This is a genomic window from Marinobacter sp. (genome assembly GCF_041690615.1).
In the GTDB taxonomy this organism is placed as follows: Bacteria; Pseudomonadota; Gammaproteobacteria; order Pseudomonadales; family Oleiphilaceae; genus Marinobacter.
This window is the reverse complement of the sequence record NZ_JAWLGY010000031.1, coordinates 13,656-35,950: the sequence shown is the minus strand read 5'-3', so window position 1 is coordinate 35,950 and position 22,295 is coordinate 13,656. Positions and strand designations below refer to the sequence as shown.

The following is a 22,295-nucleotide window of genomic DNA, read 5'->3' as shown; positions in this document are numbered from 1 at the left end:
AGAGCCAGAGCCAGAGCCAGAGCCAGAGCCAGAGCCAGAGCCAGAGCCAGAGCCAGAGCCAGAGCCAGAGCCAGAGCCAGAGCCAGAGCCAGAGCCAGAAAAGGCTCCGTCACCGGAGCCCGCACCGCAACCCCGACCCGAGCAGACTGATGCCAGCGCTGAGCAGAACCCTGAACCGGATGCAGAAGCGGACGTGGACACTGCCGAACCGGATGAAGGCGCTGACGAGTCCACACGCCAGGAACAGGTAGAACTGGTAGCCGGGGATGACAGCTCGGTGGATGAATACCTCAGCAAGCTGACCCGCCACCTGGCCAGGTATCATGAGTACCCCCGAAGGGCCCGGCGCCTGGGCCAGGAAGGCACACCTGTGGTTATTTTCGAGTTTGACCGCAACGGGCGTCTGCTGGATACCCGCCTGCGGGACTCGTCCTCCCACGAACTGCTGGATCGTGCCGCACTGCAATTACTGAAGGATGCCAGCCCGTTACCGGAAGTTCCCGCCGAGATGAAAGGGCAGAGCTTTACCTATGCCCTGCCGGTAGGGTACAAGTTGCGGTAATACCCAGGCCGCTGTTCTCGATCGATGACCTCCAATCTGCAACCCTACCGGACCATTGCCCGGCTGATGTGCACCACCACCGAACAGGTGCTGTGGGACCATTACCGACATCAGCTACACCCGATGGCCGACCTTGCCTGCCGTGCCGGTTCTGGCCGGGCCACTTACCATCGGTTTGATCACCGGGGCAGACGCCACCAGATTACCTATGGGGTACGGATGGTGGCGGCAAAGCATGACCCGGTCACGGCTGCCGCCTGGTTGTCCACCCGGGAGATCCGCAGCCGGGGGTATTTTGGGGGCACGGTATCGGTGCTTAACCTGCTGGCCCATACCTGCACCCATGAGTTCGCGCACCTGCTGCAGCAGCATGATGGCAAGCGCTATCACGGCTCGGTTCACAACCACCATTTCTACGAGTTGCTGGATCAGCTTAACGACAACGGCATGGCAGAAAGTGTCCGGCGGCAGCTGGCACAGTCAGCCCATGACATCGGGTTTCCGCTGGATAACCAGCCGATGGCGCTGCCCAGCCCCGTAGCTCAGGCGCGGCAGTGGCAGCCCGGGGAGGCGGTGCGGTTTGGTGAAGGTGCGACGGCCCGGGAGGGGGTGATTGTGCGGATCAATCGCAAGACCTGTACGGTGGATGGCACCGGGCGCTCCCGGGGGCTTCGGTTCCGGGTGCCGTTTGTGATGCTTTCTGCCGTGGATTGAGGTTGTTTCGACGCCCTGGATAATTTATCTCCCAGACTGCTTGTTGCGGGGGAGTGAGTTGCTCGGGGGGAGGTTTTTTCCTATCGACGCTTTGAGTTCCGGAATACAGGAGCCGCAGTTGGTGCCGCACCGGAGCCTTTGGCCCAGTGCTTCTACCGTAACGGCACCCGCCTCTATAGCCGCCGATATTTGCTTATCGCCAATACCGAAACAGCTGCATACAACGGCGCCGATATCTTCCACTGCAACATGCCAGGCGGCAAGCAGCCCCCGACGCTCCTGCCGGGAAAGTGATCGCCCGTCAAACAGGGAGGCCAGCCAGGTGGGATCCGGTAGCCGGCTGGCTTCCCTGGCAACCAGTAGCACCCCGTCCAGCTGACCCTGCCTGATCCTGGCGGCCCGGTAGGTGCCGGTGGCGCTGTCTTCCAGCACCAGGTCCGGGGCGCCGCCCAGCCAGCGGGTTATGTTCCGGTGCCAGTCTTCCGGCTGCTTGCCTGCCAGGTACCAGGTGTCGCAGTGATCTTGAGGGACCAGGGTGTGGTAGTCCGCCTGCCAGCCCCGGGCTGCCCCCCGGGGTCGCAAAAGGCGGGCGTGCCAGCGGGCGGGAAGTGGCATCACGGTGACGAAACCGTTTTTGGAGTCTGGCTGGCCGGAGATCGGGTCCGTTACCGGGGAGATCAGGGCGCTGGCCAGCCCCTGGCCAGTGAACTGGTGGCTCCAGTGAATCGGTACAAACACTTCGCCCTGGCGCTGTCCGGGCTCAGCTCTCACACGCCCGGTGAACAGGCCGCCACGTTCATTACCCAGGGACACCAGCTCCCCTTCCGTGATACCCAGGGCAGGCAGATCGTCCGGGTGCATATCCACGAACGGCTCCGGTCGATGTTGTACCAGCCGTGGCGCCCGGGCCGTACGGGTCATGGTATGCCACTGGTCCCGGATTCGACCGGTGTTCAGTCGCATTCGCCCGGGCCCCACAACAGTCTGGTCCAGTGCGGTTGCCCGCACCGGTATGAAACGGGCGCGGCCGTCCGGCGTGCTGAATCGGCCATCCCCGAACAGACGCCTGCTGCCTCCGGGCTGCCTCGCCGTTATCGGCCACCGGGTTGGTTCAAGCAAGTCATAACCCTCATCGGTGATGTCCGCGAGACCCGACAGGTTGAACTGGCGGGTTCCGTGGTTATCCAGGGCCGACAGCCGGGCGTGTTCCCGGAATACCGCCGCTGGCGACCGCCACCGGAAGGCCTCCCGGTAGCCCAGTCGCTTCCCGACTTCCGCGAGAATCTGCCAGTCCGCGCGGGCTTCGCCAGTGGGTGGCAGGAACGCGCGCTGGCGGGAAATGCATCGCTCGGAGTTGGTGACTGTGCCCTCCTTCTCGCCCCAGCCCCGTGCCGGCAGCTGGATGTCCGCCAGCGCCGTGGTGTCGGTGTGGCTGACGCAGTCAGAAACGATCACCACCGGGCACCGGGCCATGGCTTCGCGAATTCGCTCACTGTCCGGCAGGCTCACCGCCGGGTTGGTGCCCATGATCCACAGCACCTTGATCTCGCCCCGGTGGACGGCGTCAAACAGGTCCACGGCCTTGTGCCCGGGTGCCTGCGGCAGGCGATCCGTGCCCCAGAAATCCGCTACCGCTCCCCGGGCGCCCGGGGTATCGTAATCCATATGGGCTGCCAGGGTGTTGGCCAGGCCGCCCACCTCGCGGCCGCCCATGGCGTTGGGCTGACCGGTCAGTGAGAACGGACTGGCTCCGGGTTTGCCCACACGCCCCGTGGCCAGGTGGCAGTTGATAATGGCGTTGCCCTTGTCGGTACCGGCCACGCTCTGGTTGATGCCCTGAGAGAAGGCCGTGACGGAGCGGGGCGTTTCGGCGAACCATCGATAAAAGGTCACCACCTCGTCCACCGTCAGGTCACAGGCCTCAGCCACCTTCTGTGGTGCAAACGCACTCACCCGGGCCGACGCCAGGGCATCGTCAAAGCCGTTGCAGTGGGCACTCACCCAGGCGTCGTCGACAGCTCCCGTGTCCGCCAGCCAGACCAGCAGGCCGTTGAACAACAGGGTGTCGCTACCCGGCCGGATGGCCAGGTGCAGGTCCGCCAGTTCTGCGGTGGCGGTGCGGCGGGGGTCAACCACCACGACCCGGCGCCCGGGGCGGTCAGCAGCTTTCATACGCTGGTAAAGCACCGGGTGGTTCCAGGCGGTGTTGCTACCGGCCAGCACCAGCAGATCCGCCAGTTCCAGGTCTTCATAACAGCCAGGCACCACGTCCTCGCCAAAGGCCCGTTTGTGGGCCGCTACCGCCGAAGACATGCACAGGCGGGAGTTGGTATCCACATGGGGTGTGCCGATAAACCCCTTGGCCAGCTTGTTGGCAACGTAGTAGTCCTCGGTCAGTAGCTGACCGGAGAGATAAAAGCCCACCGAGCCGGGACCGTGGTGCTCCATGGCCTCCCGGATGGCGCCCGTTACCTCGTCCAGGGCCCGGTCCCAGTTGACCCGGCTCCCCAGCACGCGGGGGAATCGCAGATTACTGTCGGAGCCCGTGGTTTCGTGGAGACTGGCTCCCTTCACGCAAAGGCGGCCAGCATTCGCCGGATGGGCCGGGTCTCCGGACACGGGCCGGCATCCAGCGGTGCGTTCTACCCTGCCAGGAGAGGCCAGTACACCGCAGCCCACGCCACAGTACGGGCAGGTGGTCCGGAGAGGCAGAAGGTCGGAAGTGTTCACGGTAATAGCGTCCATTCCTGTGATCGGTTACCAGGCAACAAAAAAGCCTGACCGGCTAACTCCCCGGAAGGAGCTGCCCGTCAGGCTTCATTGCCCGCTGTGAGACCCTGCCCGGGGCCATGGCACCGGCAGGGCATTCTGACTGTTTTCTAGCAAGATCGGGGCCGGAGGGGACGACCTTACCCCGCAGGCCCCATCCTCCGCCTTCCAGCGTCTGTGGAGTCCACGGTTATCACAGCTGAGTCGCACCCGGCTGGTGCATCGCGCACAAAAATGCACCGCCACCTGATAGACCAGACGCGCCGAATATGCTCGCCCATTTGTTACATCGCTGTTTATAAAGATTTTTTATAACTGGCACGTTAGCTGCTACACCTTGTTCAGGATCGGTTCCCCTGTGCGGGAATCACTTCCAGCACATTCAGAGTGATCTGCAGACATTGGCGTCTGTTTCCCGGCAACGGGGGGCAGGCGCTTTTTTTTGCGAGTAACGGAAAGACCTTCGGGGGGCACTATGATACGGAACCTTCTTCTGGCAGTGACCATGGCCGCAGGCGTGGCGGGTGACGCAAATGCCGGCATCGGCCCGGCGGAACAGCCGGATCTGAAACTGGGCTTTATCAAACTGACGGATATGGCCCCCCTGGCGGTGGCATGGGAGCAGGGCTTCTTTATGGATGAGAGGCTGTTCGTGGAACTGGAAGCCCAGGCCAACTGGAAGGTGCTGCTGGACCGGGTGATTGACGGCGAGCTGGATGGTGCCCACATGCTGGCGGGCCAGCCCCTGGGAGCCAGCATCGGCTACGGTACCAAAGCCGATGTGATCACCGCTTTCAGCATGGACCTCAACGGCAACGGTATTACCGTCTCCAACGACGTCTGGGAAGCGATGAAGCTCCAGCTTGACGAGAACGCCGACGGTGAGCCGAAGCACCCCATCAGCGCCAGCGCCCTCAAACCGGTCGTCGAGTCCTACCGGGAGGAGGGAGAGCGCTTCCGCATGGGCATGGTGTTTCCGGTGTCCACTCACAATTACGAACTGCGCTACTGGCTCGCCGCCGGCGGCCTCAACCCCGGCTACTATGCGCCCCAGCGGGGCGACACCAGTGGCACCCTGGAAGCGGATGTGCACCTGTCGGTGACGCCGCCGCCACAGATGCCGGCCACCCTGGAAGCGGACACCATCCAGGGTTACTGCGTGGGAGAGCCCTGGAATCAGCAGGCGGTGTTCAAGGGCATCGGCGTGCCGGTGATCACCGACTATGAGATCTGGCCCAACAATCCGGAGAAGGTCTTTGGCGTGACCCGGGAGTGGGCTGAACAGAACCCCAACACCCACCTGCGACTGCTGCGGGCGATGATTCGTGCCGCCCACTGGCTGGATGAGAATGGCAACGCCAATCGCGACGAGGCAGTGAAGATTCTGGCCCGCTCCGACTATGTGGGAGCAGACGAGGAAGTGATCGCCAATTCCATGACCGGCACCTTCGAATACGAAAGGGGCGATGTACGGGAGGTGCCCGACTTCAATGTGTTCTTCCGCTATTACGCCACCTATCCCTATCCCTCGGATGCCATCTGGTACCTGAGCCAGATGCGCCGCTGGGGGCAGATTCCGGAAGCAAAACCGGACGACTGGTACATCAGGACGGCCCAGGAAGTCTATCGGGCTGACATCTACAAGCAGGCTGCCCGCTCCCTGGTCGAGGACGGGACGCTCTCTGCTGATGACTTCCCGGACCTGGACGCCGAGAACTTCCAGCGGCCCCACCAGGGTGAACTGATCGACGGTGTCCCGTTCACCCCCCGGGAGCCCAACGCCTACATCGACAGTTTCGAAATCGGCCTGAAGGGCAAGGATACGCCCTGAAGCCCTTGAACCCCGGGAACCTGCCCGGCCGTAATTGCCCTGGCTCCGGGTAGCCGGGGCAACCGGACGACAAGCGAGGAGAATGGCAATGAGCACCCTGAGCCAGACCAATCCATCCCGGATGATCAGCCGATGGCTGGTCGCCCTGGCGGAGTCTTTCAACCCGCGACAGCTGGCGTCAAAGGCCCGGCAGCTGACACTGCCACTGGTGGGTATCCTGGTATTTCTGGGCTTCTGGCACCTGGCCGCGCCCCAGGTTCAGACCTCACTCGGTGCCTTTCCGGGCCCGGCTGCGGTGGCGGAGCAGGCCGGCGCCCTGTGGCAGGAGCACCAGGACCAGCGGGCCCGGGCGGACAAGTTTGTAACCATGCAGGAGGAGCGGAACGCCCGCATGCTGGCGGACAATCCCGACGCGGAAGTCCGTATACGGTCGTATCCGGGCGCACCCACGTTTATTGATCAGGTTGTCACCAGTCTGGGCACCGTACTGGCGGGGTTTGTCCTGGCCACGGTGATTGCGGTGCCACTGGGCATCGTGATTGGCCTGAACCGGCACGTGAATGCCGCCATCAATCCCCTGGTGCAGGTGTTCAAACCGGTGTCGCCGCTGGCCTGGCTGCCCCTGGTGACCATTGTGGTGTCTGCCACCTATGTATCTGACGACCCGATGTTTTCCAAGTCGTTTATTACTTCGATGATCACGGTGACCCTGTGCTGCCTGTGGCCGACGCTGATCAATACCAGTGTGGGTGTAGCCGCGGTGAGTCCGGATCTGGTGAATGTGTCGAAGGTGTTGCGGCTGTCGTTCTGGACCCATGTGCGGAAGGTGGTGTTACCCTCGTCGATTCCGATGATTTTCACGGGGCTGAGGGTTTCCCTGGGGATTGCCTGGATGGTGCTGATTGCGGCGGAAATGCTGGCGCAGAGTCCCGGGCTGGGGAAGTTTGTGTGGGATGAGTTTCAGAACGGGAGTAGCCAGTCGTTGAGCCGGATTATGGTCGCGGTGCTGGCGATTGGTTTCATCGGGTTTTTGCTGGATCGGGGGATGCTGGTGGTCCAGCGGCGGGTGGCCTGGGACTCTTGAAACGCGTTCCTGCAACGCCTCTTTACCATAATACTCAGGAGCATGAGGCACTGGCTGGAAGTGCCTTATGCCGTCTGGCTATGGAGCATGATCAGTGCGTGGGTATCTATCTGCCGGACACGCCGTGAATACGTCCCTGTAGGCTCGTCGAAAAGGTCCCTCTTTTCGACGGTCCGTCAGATAGATACCCACCCACTGCTCCCCTAACTTTTGGAGTGACCGCTATGAACAAAAAAACCGACCTTGAACTGACCGGTGTTCAGATGGCATTCGATTCGCCAGCAGGGCCTTTTATTGCCCTCGATGACCTGAACCTGAAGGTCGGTAAAGGCGAATTCGTATCCCTGATCGGCCATTCAGGCTGTGGCAAGTCCACCGTACTGAACATCGTCGCTGGCCTTTTGAAGGCAACCCGGGGTGGCTGTGTGCTGGGCGGGCATGAGGTGAACGAGCCAGGGCCGGAGCGGGCGGTGGTTTTTCAGAATCACTCGCTGATGCCCTGGCTGACCGTTTACGAGAACGTGGAGTTGGCCGTGCAGCAGGTATTTCGCAAGCGTATGAGCAAGCGCGAGCGAAAGGAATGGATCGAGCATAACCTGGCCCTGGTGCATATGGACCATGCGCTGGACAAGCGACCCGGGGAGATTTCCGGGGGCATGGCTCAACGGGTGGGGATTGCCCGGGCTCTGGCAATGAAGCCCAGTGTTCTGCTGATGGATGAGCCTTTCGGGGCGCTGGATGCGCTGACCCGGGCGCATTTGCAGGATTCACTGATGGAGATTCAGCAGGAACTGAACAATACGGTGATCATGATCACCCATGATGTGGATGAAGCGGTGCTGCTGTCGGACCGGATCATCATGATGACCAACGGGCCCTCGGCCACGGTGGGGGAAGACCTGTCCATTGATCTGCCACGGCCCCGGGACCGGGTGACGCTGGCTGACGATCCGGCCTACATGCGTTACCGGCAAGCGGTGTTGTCGTTCCTGTACGAGAAGCAGCGGTTTCCCGGCAAAGGGCCAGCTGCCGACAAGGATGACGAGCATGAGCGAGGCACAGACAAAACCCGTCGTGGTTTGCGGGCCATCGCCTGATGGCCGTGTTCAAAGGCGGTGCACGAATCCGTCGTGGTGAGCGATCCGGGGGCATTTACGATCGGGCGAGGATTCAGCATGAAACCGTTATGTGCTTGTTTTATTTGAATTACTTAAAGATGGCACAGTACTCGCTATAACCAGAGCAAGGATGATCGTCCCGGCCATGGAGCGGCCGGACCATCAGGGCACGTCAGCCGAAGATGGCTTGAGTATCCCGAAGTCTCCGGACTTCACCGAACATCGTTGTTGGCATTGGCGCCGGACCATCGACTCTCCTTCGGGGGACAGATGCTCCGGCTTTTTTTGTTTCGCCAACATCCACGACTCAGGAGCACAGTGATGAGCAGGGGAACACTGGTAATCTGCGGACACGGCATGGTGGCCCAGCGGCTACTGGAGCATCTGTGTGAGGGTGGCCATCCTTTCAACCGGGTGGTGGTGCTCGGCGCTGAGCCGGTGCCGGCCTATAACCGGGTGTTGCTGTCGTCTGTACTGGCTGGCGATGCGACCCTGGATCAGCTTCTGCTCAAGGACGACGGCTGGTTTCACGGCGCCGGTATCGAGCGCTATTACGGTGACCCGGTCACAACCATCGACCGTGAACAGCAGCGGGTAATCACAGCAGCGGGCCGTAACCTGGCCTACGACATGCTGGTGCTGGCCACAGGCGCCAGGTCGACACCACTGGGTATCCCTGGTGAGGATCTGGATGGTGTGATGACCTTTCGCGACCTGCGGGATACCCGCCGACTGATCGACCTGAGCCAGCGTCATGGCCGTGCGGTAGTGATCGGTGGTGGGTTTCTGGGGCTGGAAGCCGCCGAAGGCCTTCGCTGCCGGGGGATGGCGGTGACCGTGTTGCACCGGAATCCACACCTGTTGAACCGGCAGCTGGACACCACGGGTAGCGAACTGCTGGCCGCCAGCCTGCAGGAACGTGGCCTGGGCATCCGCACCGGCGTCAGCCCTGCTGCTCTTCTGGGTAACCGCCGGGTACGGGCGGTGCAGCTGGACGATAACACCCTCGTCAGCACGGACCTGGTCATTACCGCCGCCGGCATTACGCCCAATGCCTGGCTGGCGGCTCAGGCAGGCCTGGAATACGGACGTGGCATCCGGGTTAACCGGCAGCTTCGCACCAGCGACCCGGCCATCTTCGCCCTGGGGGAATGCTGCGAGATCGACGGAAAGACCTTTGGTCTCGTGGACCCCGGCTACGAGCAGGCCCGGGTGCTGGCTCAGGTGCTGAAAGGTACCGTCGGCAAACAGCTGTTCCGGGTTACCAGCCAGCCAACCCGCCTGAAGATCAGCGGCATCCCGATCTACTCCTGCGGCCAGACCCGACCTGACGAGCACACGGAATCCATTGTCTGGCAGGACCATGAGCAGAACCGCTATTGCCGCTTGCTGCTGCGGGGTGGGCGTCTGGTAGGCACCGTGTTGTTTGGTGAAACCAGCGACGGGCCCTGGTACGCGGAGCAGATTCGAAAAGGCCACGACCTGACCCCGTGGCGGGCGACCCTGGCCTTCGGCCGTGACTACTGCGAACAGGCCGCCTGAGCGTCGGCAAAAAGTATTTGAGTGATATTAAAGAGGACAGACCCATGAGCAGCAAGACCCTGATCGTCATTGGTAACGGCATGGTCGGTCACCATTTCCTGGAGCAGTTCGCCGATTCACCGGCCGCCGCCGGCTTCAGCACTATGGTGTTCGGTGAGGAAAAACAGCTGGCCTACGACCGGGTCCACCTGTCCGAATACTTCAGTGGTTCGACCCACGCTGACCTGGCTATGGGCACCGCCGACTGGTACCAGCAAAAGGGCATCGACCTGCGCCTGAACGAACCGGTGACTACCATCGACCGGAGCAACCGGACCGTCACTACCGGCAAAGGCGCTTATCATTACGATGAACTGGTACTGGCCACCGGCTCTTACCCCTTCGTGCCTCCCATTGATGGCAAGGACAACGACAACTGCTTCGTTTATCGCACCCTGGAAGACCTCGACCGCATCCGCGCCTGTGCTGATGGTGCAAAGACCGGGGTAGTGGTGGGCGGCGGCCTGCTGGGTCTTGAAGCTGCCAACGCCCTCAAGAGCCTGGGCCTGAATGCCCATGTGGTGGAGTTTGCGCCGCGCCTGATGCCGGTACAGCTGGACGAGGACGGCGGTGCCCTGCTGCGCCGCAAGATTGAAGACCTTGGCGTGCAGGTGCATACCGAGAAGGCCACCACTGCCATTGTGGAGGGCGAGGACTGCCGCCTGCGCATGAACTTCAGCGACGACTCCCATCTGGAGACGGACCTGATCGTGTTCTCCGCCGGCATAAGGCCCCAGGACGCCCTCGCCCGTTCCTGCGAACTGGAGCTCGGTGAGCGCGGCGGCATCGTCATCAACAACCAGTGCGCCACCTCCGACCCCCACATCCACGCCATCGGCGAGTGTGCCCTGTGGAACCAGCAGATCTTCGGCCTGGTGGCTCCCGGCTACACCATGGCCCGCACCCTGTCCGCCGCCCTCAATGGCGAGAAGGATGCCGCCTTCACCGGCGCGGACATGAGCACCAAACTCAAGCTGCTGGGGGTGGATGTGGGCTCCATCGGCGACGCCCACGCCCGGACTCCGGGCGCCCGCAATATTCGCTTTAACGACGAGAAGGCCGGTCATTACCGCCGCATGGTCATCAGCGAGGATGGCAGAAAACTGCTCGGCGCCATCCTGGTAGGCGACAACAGTCACTACGACACCCTGCTGCAGTACGCCCTCAACGGTATCGAACTGCCGGAGAACCCGGAAGCGCTGATCCTGCCGGAGGGCCAGGGGGGCGCCCCCACCCTGGGCCTGGACGCCCTTCCGGAAGCCGCATCCATCTGCTCCTGCCACAATGTTACCAAGGGCGATATTTGCTGCGCCATCGACGCCGGCGCCACCGACCTGGGTGCCGTGAAGGCGGAAACCAAAGCCAGCACCGGTTGCGGCGGCTGTGCCGCACTGCTGAAGAACGTGGTAGACAGCGAACTGGAGAAGCGGGGCGTGGAAGTCAGCAGGGACATCTGCGAGCACTTTCCCTACAGCCGCCAGGACCTGTTCAACATTGTCAGGGTCAACGGCATCCGTACCTTCCGCACGTTAATCCGGCAGCATGGCAAGGGGCACGGCTGCGATATCTGCAAACCCACGGTGGCCTCGATCCTGGCCACCTGCTGGGACGAGCACATCCTGGCCACCGATCATGTGCCCCTGCAGGACACCAATGACACCTTTATGGCGAATATGCAGAAGAACGGCACCTACTCCATCGTGCCCCGCATACCCGGGGGCGAGATCACCCCGGACAAGCTGATCGTGCTGGGGCAGGTGGCAAAGGAGTATGACCTTTATACCAAGATCACCGGTGGGCAGCGGGTGGACCTTTTCGGCGCCACCCTGAGCCAGCTGCCGGAAATCTGGGAAAAACTGATCGCCGCCGGTTTCGAGACCGGCCACGCCTACGGCAAGTCCCTGCGCACGGTGAAATCCTGCGTGGGCAGCACCTGGTGCCGCTACGGTGTGCAGGACAGTGTGGGTATGGCGATCTACCTGGAGAATCGCTACAAGGGCCTGCGCTCCCCCCACAAGATCAAGATGGCGGTGTCCGGCTGTACCCGTGAGTGCGCGGAGGCCCAGAGCAAGGACATCGGCGTGATCGCCACCGAGAACGGCTGGAACCTGTATGTATGCGGCAATGGCGGTATGCGACCGCGCCATGCGGACCTGTTTGCCACTGACCTGTCTGATGAGGAGCTGATCCGCACCATCGACCGGGTTCTGATGTTCTACGTGCGCACCGCTGACAGGCTGCAACGTACCAGTGTGTGGATGGAGAACATGGAGGGTGGTCTGGATTACCTGAAGCAGGTTGTTTTGGAGGACAGCCTCGGCATCGGCGCGGAGCTGGAGCAGCACATGGCGGATATCGTGGGTACCTACCAGTGTGAGTGGAAGTCGGCGGTGGAGGATCCGGAGAAGCGCAAGCGGTTTCGGGAGTTTGTGAATGCCCCCGGGCAGAAAGATCCGGTGCAGCAGTGGACTACTGAGCGGTTGCAGCGGCGGCCTGTTTTGGCGTCCGGGGAGGCCTGAGGCTTCGTCGCCAGCCTGCGGTTTTGGGGGCGGGGTCGTTGGCCTGTCAGTTTGGGGGCTGGGGTCGCTAGCCTGCAGGTTTGGCGGCGATGTCGTTGGCCTGCCAGTTTTGGGGGCTGGAGTCGCGCGGGGGTTCTTTTCTTCCGGGAATCGAAAACTCGCTTCGCTCAGACAACGATTCCCTGCAGAAAAGAACCCCCACACACCTCTGGCAGACCTAAGGGGTGACCGAAGTTAAAGGACAAAGACAAAGACAAAGACAACGAAAGTAAAACCCGGCTTCTTGTTGAGAGCTGCAACCAACTTGATCACGGCGGGGTGGGTGTGGCTTTCCGCGGGGAAAAAAGGTGTCTGAGCGAAGCGAGTTCTTTTTTCACGGAGGAAAGCCACACCCACCCTGGCGCAGGCACGAAACCAATCAGCCATCTCCCAAGCCCTGAGGGAGCCGAACCAAAACAGAAGGAGAAACCCATGAAAACCACAAGCCAGTGGAACATCGTCTGCACCGTAGACGACCTGGTACCGGAATCCGGCATCGCGGTATGGACCGATGATGGCCCGGTGGCCATTTTCTACCTGCCACACCGCCTGCCGGCGCTGTTCGCCATCAGCCACACCGACCCGTTCAGTGGTGCCAACGTCCTGGCCCGGGGTATTACCGGCGACCTGAAAGGTCAGCCGGTGGTGGCCTCTCCCCTGTACAAGCAGCACTTCAACCTGGTCACCGGCCAGTGCCTGGAAGATGAGAGCGTGAGGGTGAGCAGCTACCGGGTCCTGCTGGACGGAAACGCCGTCAGACTGGAAGTCAGCAAGGCCAAATCCCTGGCAAAAGCTGCCTGACAGCACCCCACCCCTCCGTTCATTGCAGACTGCATCAAAGTCCACAGAGGTGTAGCCGGGGGTTCATTTCTGCAGGGAATCGTTGTCTGAGCAAAGCGAGTTTTCGATTCCCGGAAGAACCCCCCCCTCCCGGCTGCGCCTCAAACACCCACGTTCACTATGGGATACCACGGGTCAGTCAGAAGCCCGCCTCAGCCCAAGCACAAACACCGTCAACGCCGGCAGGAACGTCACCGTGACCGTTGCCGCACCCAACAAGCCAAACAGCACGATCGCGCCCACGCCACGATACAGCTCGGTACCCTCACCGGGCAGGAAGACCAGTGGCGACAGGCCACAGATGGTGGTCAGGGTGGTCATGGCAATGGGACGCAGCCGGGTCTGAACGGCAGCCACTACCGCCTCCACGATATCCACGCCCTTGCGTCTGAGGTTCTGGCGGGCCTGTTCCACCACCAGGATGGGATTGTTGACCACCGTGCCCATCAGAATCAGGAAGCCCAGCATGGTGATCATATCGAAAGGCTGACTCAGGGGTTGCAGGCCGATGCGGGGCAGAAGTCCACCCACCAGGTTCATCACGGCCAGGCCGACGATGCCCCCGGCCACACCCAACGGGATGGAGGTCATGATCAGCAACGGGTAGCCCCAGTGGGCGAAGATGGCCACCAGCAGCAGGTAGACGATGGCCAGGGCAATAAGGAAATTGCCGGTCAAAGCATCACGGGTGGCGTTGAGCTGGTCGCTGGCACCTGAAATATCCACGTTGACGCTGGAGGGCAGTTCACCGGACTCCCGCAGATGCTCCACCAGTTCGGTACGGACCCGTTCCACTCCGGTTTCCAATGGCACATCGCCTGGCGGAATCACGTTCAGCGTAACGGTACGCCGGGCATCCACCCGCCTTACTGTGCTGGTATCCACCGTCTCCTCGATAGAAGCCAGGTTCGACAAGGGCAAGGTAGCGCCCGTGGGCGTGTGTACCATGATGTCGGGCAAGCGGGACAGTTCGGTATCACGGCCCTGGCTGCCGTAGACGTATACATCTATCTTGTCGTCATCCAGGAAGAAGTCATCCACATAGGCCCCTTCCGTCATGGACGAGACAGTAAATCCGATTGCCTCTGTACCGAGACCGAGCTCGGCGGCCCGGTCCCAGTCCGGGCGCACCTGGATCAATGGCTGCGCCAGGGTAAGGGTAGACGGCTGGCTCTGGATTCTGGGGTTGTCGAAGATCTCCTGCGCCCGGTCGTAGGCGGCGTTGGCGGCACCGTAGATGGACACCAGGTCCGGACCCGAGATATCCAGGTTGATGCTGCGGGTACCACCATCGTTACTTGAAATAATCGATCCTTTGGCCGCAAACGCCCGCATCCCCGGAAACTGGCGGTAGTAGCGGGTGATTTCGTCCATCAGGGCTTCGATGTGGTTCGGCTCCAGGGTCTCCGCAATAATACGCACCGAGGTCGGTGATACCTGCATGTTCAGGTAGGCCATCGGGGGCACCCGGGTTTCGCCCGCGGCGTAGGCCTCGCCGTCGGCATCCACATGGGGCAGGAAATGGTCCTCCACCTGTTCGGCAATGGCCGTCATCTCGTTCAGGTTATAACCCGGAGGCGCGTTCATTGAGGCGAACGTCTTGGGCTCCTCCCCCTCCGGCAGGTACTCCGCCGGAGGCGTCAGAAACAGGATAACGCCAGCGCTGACCCCGACCGTACCCAGAATCGCGACCAGCCGTCGTACCGGAGTAGCAATCAGCGTGCGGACCAGAGCAATAACAGCCGAACTCCAGCCACCGCTGAGGACGTTACCGTGTTCATCGGTATCCGTACCTTGTTTGCCGAATTCCAGGCGGGCACTGAGGGTGGGTATCAGGGTAACTGCCACCAGCATGGACGCCAGGATAGCAGCAGAGATGGCGATGGCCACGTCAGAATAGAGTTGTCCGGCCTCCTCCTCAATAAACAGGATCGGCAGGAACACCAGCATGGTCGTCATGGTGGACGCGAGTACCGCCGGCCAGACCTCCTGAACACCTTTGAGCGCTGATTCGAAGCGGTCCAGCCCAAGCCGGCGATGACGCTCGATGTTCTCCAGTACCACGATGGAATTATCCACCGTCATGCCGATAGCAAAGGCAATGCCCGCCAGTGAGATCACGTTGATGGTACGCCCGGTAATCATCAGTCCGATAAACGCCGCGATGGCACACAACGGAATCCCCACCACGCCGGCAAAGGTTGCCCTGGCGGAGCGCAGGAACAGAAACATCACCAGGGTGGCGAACGCCGCACCGATACCCAGATTGGTCCATACATTGGCCACCGAGGCTTCTACGTAGCGGGCATCGTCGGAGGTCAGGCCCAGCTCCATACCGGCTGGCTCCAGCACCTCCTCATTGATGGCTTCCACCTCTTCCAGCATCGCCTGCTTGATGTCGATGACGTTGGAACCGCTTTCCCGTCGGACCTGCAGACCCAGGGTTTCCCGGCCATTGATGATGGAGCGCTCACTGATGCGGGACTGGCCCTGACGGACCTCCGCCACATCGCCCAGCCGGATCACGCTGTCGCCCCGGCGCTCCACCACCAGCGCTTCCAGGGCGTCGATATCATCAAACCGCCCCACAGTCCGCAGCAGGTAGCGCCGCTTGCCGGAGTCGATCTCCCCTCCGGACACATCCTGGTTGCGGCTGGTGATGGCATCCCGCAGATCCAGCAGGGTGAGCCCCCGCTGCGCCAGGGCCGACTCATCCACCAGCACCTGCATCTGGCGACTGGCACCGCCACCGATGGTGACCTCAGATACTCCGTCGACGCTTTCCATGCGAGGACGCACCCGGTCCTCCACGAAGTCCCGCATCAGCTGGATATCCAGCTCCCGGGGATTGTCCGGCAATGTGGAAACGCGGAAATACATGAACGCATTGGCCGAGAAAGAGGCCGCCACGATGCGCGGCTCGTCCACGTTGCGGGGATAATCCGGCACCTGGCTGAGGGCGTTGTTCACCTGGATCAGGGTTTCCGTGATGTCTACACCGAAGGGAAACTCCAGCTCGATCTCGGCGCTGCCACTGGAGGCCGTGGCCACCATGCGGCTGAGGTTGGGAACATTGCGCAGGAAACGCTCCTGCTCGATGAGGATCTCTTTCTCGATATCCTGCGGGGTGGCGCCGGGCCAGCTTGTTTCCACGGTAACGGTGCGGGTTTCCAGGTCAGGAATCATCTGCACCGGTATGCGAAGGGCAGCGGCCGCACCGAGAATGGCGATGATCAGGGTGACCACGGTCACCAGCGTGCCGTGGCGGATAACGGCAGCAAACATCAGCGTGCCGACCTTTCGGAGACTCGCACCGTCATACCTTCATCCAGGGCTTCATTACCCCGGGAGACCACTCGTTGGCCCGCTTCCAGGCCTTCTGCCACCTCCACCTGATCGCGGAAGCCGGCACCGGTTTCCACCCGCCTCTCGGTCACGGTATAGCGGTTTTCTTCCTCCGCCGGTTCAGCCACCCAGACCGTAACCCGCCCCTCCGGATAGCGATTCAGGGCATCTCTTGGCACGGTCAGGCCCTGTTCGCCGGTGCTCACCCGCAGCAGGGCCGACACCGACATACCGGGCATAAGGGGGGTGTCGACAGGAGCGGTGGCCCGAAGCAGGAAGGTCCGGGAGGCCGGGTCAGTGACCGGCACCCTCGAGGCGATTTCCAAGGTTACCGGATCACGGACGTGGGATGTCAGTAACAGTTCGGTATCGTCGTTGAGTTGGCCGAAGTAATCCTGTCCCACCTGGAAATCCAGCCGCAGGTTATCAGGATCGACGAGGGTCATCAGTTCATCACCAGGCGTCACCCATTCACCAATATCGGCGCTGCGACTGCTGACCACCCCCTCAAAAGGGGCTGAGATACGGTGTCGCTCCAGATCTGTGCGGAAACGGCTTAGCTCTGCCCGCGCGCTGGCGAGGGCGGCCTCGGCCACCGCCAGCTCCGACTCGCGGGCACTCAGCTCGGTGCGGGCAATATTGCGTCCGGCTCCGACCGAGCGTGCCTCCTCAACCCGTCGGCGGGCTTCCGCCAGGCTCGCTTCAGCCTCCTGTTGCCGGGCACGGGCACTGGTCAGCGCATGGCGGGCCTGCTCGTCATCAAGGGTAACCACCGTATCACCCTCACCCACCCGGTCGCCCACATCCACCCCAAGGCCGGACACCAGGCCGGCCACCGACGCAGACAGGCGGGATGCCCTCAGCGAACTTACGGTTCCGTTGAGCCGGGTTTCCTCATAGACCGGGCGTTCCTCTACCTCCGCGAGCCGGACACCGGGAGGTTGTTGTGCCAGGGTTGTCACGGGCAGGAGCAAGCCCCAGACCAGCAGCAGTTGCCCCAGGCTGCCTCGGACAGGGTTGGTCTTCAGGCGCGGCATTCAGGCTCCCGCGGGTAGTTGTCCAGTTGCATTCCCACCCGGCAAGGTTCGGGCGACGAGATTATGCTGCCACAGGCAGGCAATCACTTGCACATGCTACGATTACTTGCCGGGGTCAGACCTGAATATTTCTGCTACAGTACGGAAAAGCTGTTTATAGGCTTTAATCAATAAGCACGCTATATAAACCCGAATTAATTGGCCTGTAGGGTTCAGAGGGCATCTTGTAATCCGGTGGCGGTTCATACGAACTATTTCGTGGTAATCTTGGCGCACTTTAAAACAACCGTATAAAAACTGATCAAGCCAGCGAAAATGACCGCAGAAACCATCGAACAACGGATTCAACGGGCCCAGTCACTGCGCCTGAAACGGATGATCTGGGGTTTTGCCAATCACGGCTGCACTGCCCTGGCGGTGCTCGGTCTTTATCTGGGCGGTTTTCTGCCGCTGGCCCCTGTACTGGTCTTTTTTGCCAGCAGCCTGCTGCTCGGCACCCTGCTGGTACTGATTCTGCAGTTCGGAATCAACCTGCGCTTCAAGGATCCCAGCATGACCATGGTCCAGATCATGTGGCCGGTCGTTCCTTCCCTGTATGTCATGTTCTTTGTCGCCCTTCCCCAGGGGCGCATCCTGTTCCTCCTGCTGGCCACCGGCGGCATCATGTTCGGCGCCCTGGCCCTGAACCGGCGACAGATGCTCACCATTGCCTGGTTGTTCTGGCTGGGCTACCTGGGGTTGGTACTGTTGCTCGGCTGGCTGGCCCCCGAACGCATCTACTGGCCGCTGGAAGCAGTTACCCTTTTTGCCTATGCCTCGGTACTGTCCATCGTTGCCTACCTGGGCAGTTTTATTTCCGAGCTTCGGCACCAGCTCAGCATCCGCAACAGGGAACTGAAACACGCCAACCTGGAACTGGTGGAGCTGGCCACCCGCGACCCCCTGACCAGTCTGCCCAACCGCCGAACCGTGATGGAACAGTTCGAACGGGAAGTCGCCCGCAGCGAGCGCCAGTCTCCCGGCCCCAAGGCACTGGGCATCAGTGTGCTGGACATTGATCACTTCAAGCGCATAAACGACACGTTTGGCCACCAGGCCGGGGACGAAATCCTGCGCATGGTCAGCCGCACCATTCAGGCTACCATTCGTAAAGGGGATTACGTGGGACGCATTGGCGGGGAGGAGTTTCTGCTGATTTTCCCGGATACATCGCCGGACCATGCCGTGCCCGCAGCAGAGCGCATCCGCAAGGCAGTCGAAGCGCTGCGCTTTGATGAATTGCCGGACGGATACCGGCTCACCGTGTCCCAGGGCGTTGCCATTCACCAGTTGGGTGAAACCCTGCAGACCACCTTCAAGCGAGCCGATGAGGCGCTTTACCAGGCCAAGAACAGCGGCCGTAACCAGGTACTGGCGGCCTGAGAAAAACCTTCTGCCACCTCTGGCCGGGGTCCAGCATCAGTCCCCCAGCAGATGGTCCAGGGGCTGGCTGTAACCCGGGGCAAAGACCTCCAGGAAATACCTCACTTCCGGCAGGGCTTCCTGCTCCAGCCGCTCGCGGATCTGCTGGGCCGCCGGCTCAAACTCCCGGTTGCCGGCCTGGATTTCCGCCTCGCATTTGAGCAGGGCCGACAGGCGGTCTGCTGCCTTCACCAGCTCCGCCACATCCGGCTGCCAGCGTGCCTCCTGGATATAGGGGGCAAAGTCGGTCTGCAGGCTTTCCGGCAACAAGGCCAGCAGCTCATCGGAGGCCTTGTGTTCGATATCCCGGAAGGCTTCCCGCATCACCTTCGAGTGGTACTTCACCGGGGTCGGCATATCGCCGGTGATGACCTCGGTGGCGTCATGGTAGAGTGCCGCCGTGGCGACGGTTTCCGGGTTGACGCGGCCATCGAAATGCCGGTTGCGGATCACTGCCAGGGCATGGGCAAGGGTGGCCACCTCCCAGGAGTGGGTGGCGACGTTCTCCTCAATGGCATTGCGCATCAGCCCCCAACGGCGAATCCACCGCAGCCGGCCGATGTAGGCAAAGAAATGACTGAGCACCGGCTTCGTCATCGGACTTCCAGCTCAAACTCGATGGTCACCGGACCTTCGCTGTCTTCACCGGCTCGCACCTCCGGTGCCTGAAGGAAAATCTGCTCTGGGGAGACCCCGTACTCGTCCTCCAGCAGGCGCTTGAGGCTGGTGCCCCGCTGGGACGCCAGCGTCTCAAGGGCATCGTCCGGCACGGATTCATCTTCGCCGAGCGTGGCCTCGAGGGCCGGCAGATCTGCCGATTCCAGTGCAACGCCCCGGATAGTCAGCACAATTTCGTTTCTCGCATCCAGCGCCCTGGCAACGGTTTCCATCTTGGTGTATTCGCCCATGGCAAGGGTGGTTTCCCCGGCCAGGAAGCCCACGCCACCGAGCTCTTCAGGGGAATACTCCCCCAGGTCCACAATGGAGCCCAGCAGGTTAAATGGCGACATGGCGGCCTTGACCAGCGAGGCCCGCAAGGTGCGCATCATTACCGGTCCCATGTTGAATTCAGGGTCCGCCAGGTCTCCGCTGACCGGTATATCCAGACTCACCCGGTTGTTGTCGTCCCGTAGCAGGGCCAGGCCAAGGCGAACTGGCGCGGTGACTTCGGCGTCGCTTTGTACCGCCTCCCCCAGCTCCAGGCGTTCCAGGACCAGGTTGTTGGTGGCCTCCAGGCGGGTTCCCTGGAACTCGTAATGGCCCTCGCCAGAGAGCTTGCCACTGTCCACACGGTAGCCCAGGTAGTAACCAAAGTAGGGGTTGAGCACGGGCATGGACAGCCCTTCCAGCGTGGCCCTGACCTCGGACTGGTCTTCGGTGCCGAGGGTGGCGATCGTACCCTCGGCCCGGAAATCACCGGAATCATCCAGGGTGCCTCGCAGATTGAAACGGCCCTGCTGGGGCCTGATGTTGCTGAGACCGACCACGGATGCCTGTACGTCATGCAGCCGACTGGCAAAGGATGGCCGGGGGGTATGATCTGTATAACGGATCTCTCCGCTGGACAGGTCCAGCTGCCGGAGCCGGAAGATCAGGGTCTGAGCGGCGTCGCCAGAGGCCTCGCTGTTGCGCTCCCGCCCGTCATTTCCCGGGCCGAGAAAGCGGACCACATTCAGTGGCTTCTGGGGGTACTGGACAACATCCAGTTCAGGTTCGGACAGGGTTACCGTGCCCAGTTCCAGCCGGGCCGGCGAGAAGTTATATTCAATGGGATCCAGGCGCAGCTCCCGCCACGCCAGGGTGCCCTCGTCCTCATCCGGCAACCGGCTGTCAAACTGGCTGATGCTGCCCCGTCCACTGAACGTGCCGGTCAGGGGATCATCCTGCACATCAATATCAATGTTGCCGGACAGGTTCAGCATGCCTTCCCGGACTTCGAGTTCACTGATCTGTGCCAGGTAGCCATTAAACGGGGCCAGCATCAGCTGGTCCACGTTCACCCCGCCCTCGAAGGTCAGCGGGACCAGGGTGAACTGGCCATTGGCCGAGGCCGTTCCCCCCTTTTCCAGCGCAGCCCTGGCCTGGTAGGTGACGGGCTCTTCCAGCTGTTCGGTCATGGCGCCCAGGTTCAGCTCAACATCCTGCAGCGTCAGTTCCACCGGATCCTGCACACGCTCATCCCGCCAGTCGATGGTGCTCTTGCTGATATCAAGACGCCCCACGGACCAGCGCAGGGATCCCTCACCGCTGTTACCCTGCCCCCGGGAGGCATCATCCGTCCGCTGCAGCGGACGGGTCAGGTTGAAGGTGCCGTCCTCTGTAACCAGTGCATCCAGATAAAGTGATTCACCGGCGATGGCGGATATCACCAGCTCCGGCCCCTCCAGATTGAAGGCTACCCCCTCCATTGCCAGGGATTCAGCACTGGCAAGCACCTGTTCAGCATCCTGCGGGTCCGCCAGCTCCAGGTTCCGAGCGTCAAGCTGGCCGTCACGGGTGGCCAGGGCGATACCCTTGTCGTCATAGGCGAATTGGAACGTGGTTTCGAAGGACAGCCGACCCCCGTGAACGCGCCATGGCAGGTACTCCCCGAGCCAGCTCTGCAGAGCGTCCGAATCGACATCACTCAGTGACAGGTGACCGTTGGACCACAGCGGATCCACGCTGAGACTGCCCCGGGATTTCATTATCTGCCCGCCCATGGCGGCCTGCAGGGTGTAGTTGCCCGGATCATCCTGCGAAGAGCCGGCCACGTCCGCCACGGTCAGGCCGATGGTCTCCACTGTAAATGAGCGGACCTCGCCATTGGCTTCCGCTGGCAGGCGCCTCAACTGCACGCGGCCACTGTTGACCACGCCCTCGCCAAGCATCCACTGTACCGATGAGCTGTTGTCATTATCGGCGCCGCCGTGCTTGCGCCAGTCTTCCACCAGGTTTGTACTGCCACCGGGCAACACATCAAGTCGCAGGAACGGATTTTCGAGGGTGAGCTGCTGGGCATTCACGGCTCCCCGGACCAGCTGTAACAGGCCAAGGTCAAGGGTGATACTATCTGCGGTGAAGACCTGTTCGCCGTCATCGTCAGTGGCGCGGACGCGTTCGGCCGACAGGGTAAACGTGAAGGGGTTGAAACTGACATCGCCGACCTCAGTGCTCCAGCCCAGCGACTGCTGTGCCCGATCCGGAATGGCCGAGGAAAGGTACATGGGTACCAGGCCGAACCCGATGACCAGCCAGGCCAGCGCCAGTACCAGCAGCCAGAACCACCAGCGGCGCCAGGCGGGTTTGCGTCGGGCGGTTTGGGTCACTTCGTCAACTCCTTTGAGGTTCTCAAGCGATCGTGATCCTGAAAGAATATAGAAGCGTAGATTCGAACCCAACCTTTATATCAGGAA

The 22,295-nt window shown here is 61.8% G+C and carries 14 protein-coding genes; 9 read left to right on the top strand and 5 right to left on the bottom strand.

The annotated features are described in order from the left end of the window. A partial coding sequence (locus tag ACESMZ_RS16245; protein WP_372972981.1) for an energy transducer TonB occupies positions 1–562 on the top strand: 562 nt, incomplete at its 5' end. Between the two features lie 24 nt (positions 563–586). Beyond that, a complete protein-coding gene (locus tag ACESMZ_RS16240; RefSeq protein ID WP_372972980.1) occupies positions 587–1,276 on the top strand; it encodes a hypothetical protein in 690 nt (229 codons plus the stop codon). Between the two features lie 24 nt (positions 1,277–1,300). Here ACESMZ_RS16240 and ACESMZ_RS16235 read toward each other — a convergent pair whose 3' ends face one another. Further along, on the bottom strand, positions 1,301–4,021 hold the full coding sequence (locus tag ACESMZ_RS16235) for a molybdopterin-dependent oxidoreductase (protein WP_372972979.1): 2,721 nt from the start codon (positions 4,019–4,021) through the stop codon (positions 1,301–1,303). 499 nt (positions 4,022–4,520) lie between these two features. Between ACESMZ_RS16235 and ACESMZ_RS16230 the strand changes: the two genes are divergently transcribed. The 6 genes from ACESMZ_RS16230 (at position 4,521) to nirD (ending at position 13,018) form a co-directional block, all read left to right on the top strand. Further along, positions 4,521–5,876 carry a CmpA/NrtA family ABC transporter substrate-binding protein gene (locus ACESMZ_RS16230; protein ID WP_372972978.1) on the top strand — a complete coding sequence of 452 codons (1,356 nt, stop codon included), beginning with the start codon at positions 4,521–4,523 and terminating at the stop codon, positions 5,874–5,876. 88 nt (positions 5,877–5,964) lie between these two features. After that, complete coding sequence (locus ACESMZ_RS16225) at positions 5,965–6,960, top strand: ABC transporter permease (protein WP_372972977.1); 996 nt, start codon at positions 5,965–5,967, stop codon at positions 6,958–6,960. A 263-nt stretch (positions 6,961–7,223) separates the two neighbouring features. Then, entirely contained in the window at positions 7,224–8,057 is an 834-nt protein-coding gene (locus tag ACESMZ_RS16220; protein WP_372958047.1) for an ABC transporter ATP-binding protein, read from the top strand. Positions 8,058–8,399: 342 nt separating this feature from the next. Further along, positions 8,400–9,620, top strand: a complete 1,221-nt coding sequence (locus tag ACESMZ_RS16215) for an NAD(P)/FAD-dependent oxidoreductase (protein ID WP_372958040.1) — start codon at positions 8,400–8,402, stop codon at positions 9,618–9,620. A gap of 44 nt (positions 9,621–9,664) precedes the next feature. Beyond that, a complete protein-coding gene (gene nirB / locus ACESMZ_RS16210) occupies positions 9,665–12,178 on the top strand; it encodes a nitrite reductase large subunit NirB (RefSeq protein WP_372972976.1) in 2,514 nt (837 codons plus the stop codon). A gap of 471 nt (positions 12,179–12,649) precedes the next feature. Next, the gene (gene nirD, locus ACESMZ_RS16205) at positions 12,650–13,018 is read left to right on the top strand and encodes a nitrite reductase small subunit NirD (RefSeq protein WP_372958037.1); all 369 of its coding nucleotides are present in this window, start codon (positions 12,650–12,652) and stop codon (positions 13,016–13,018) included. Positions 13,019–13,192: 174 nt separating this feature from the next. Here the strand turns inward: nirD and ACESMZ_RS16200 are convergent, their stop codons facing one another. Both ACESMZ_RS16200 and ACESMZ_RS16195 read right to left on the bottom strand, forming a co-directional pair. Further along, complete coding sequence (locus tag ACESMZ_RS16200; RefSeq protein ID WP_372972975.1) at positions 13,193–16,342, bottom strand: efflux RND transporter permease subunit; 3,150 nt, start codon at positions 16,340–16,342, stop codon at positions 13,193–13,195. Next, positions 16,342–17,439 (bottom strand): efflux RND transporter periplasmic adaptor subunit, encoded by a 1,098-nt coding sequence (locus ACESMZ_RS16195; RefSeq protein WP_372972974.1) that lies wholly within the window; start codon positions 17,437–17,439, stop codon positions 16,342–16,344. The genes ACESMZ_RS16200 and ACESMZ_RS16195 overlap by 1 nt, the downstream gene beginning before the upstream one ends. 315 nt (positions 17,440–17,754) lie before the next feature. Between ACESMZ_RS16195 and ACESMZ_RS16190 the strand changes: the two genes are divergently transcribed. Further along, positions 17,755–18,861 (top strand): GGDEF domain-containing protein, encoded by a 1,107-nt coding sequence (locus ACESMZ_RS16190; protein WP_372958034.1) that lies wholly within the window; start codon positions 17,755–17,757, stop codon positions 18,859–18,861. A gap of 36 nt (positions 18,862–18,897) precedes the next feature. Here the strand turns inward: ACESMZ_RS16190 and yfbR are convergent, their stop codons facing one another. Together yfbR and ACESMZ_RS16180 are read right to left on the bottom strand one after the other, a co-directional pair. Further along, positions 18,898–19,497: a 5'-deoxynucleotidase gene (gene yfbR / locus ACESMZ_RS16185; protein WP_372958033.1), complete on the bottom strand. Its 600-nt coding sequence runs from the start codon at positions 19,495–19,497 to the stop codon at positions 18,898–18,900. Further along, entirely contained in the window at positions 19,494–22,208 is a 2,715-nt protein-coding gene (locus tag ACESMZ_RS16180) for a DUF748 domain-containing protein (RefSeq protein WP_372958032.1), read from the bottom strand. Before ACESMZ_RS16180 ends, yfbR begins: the two co-directional genes overlap by 4 nt. Positions 22,209–22,295: the final 87 nt, after the last annotated feature.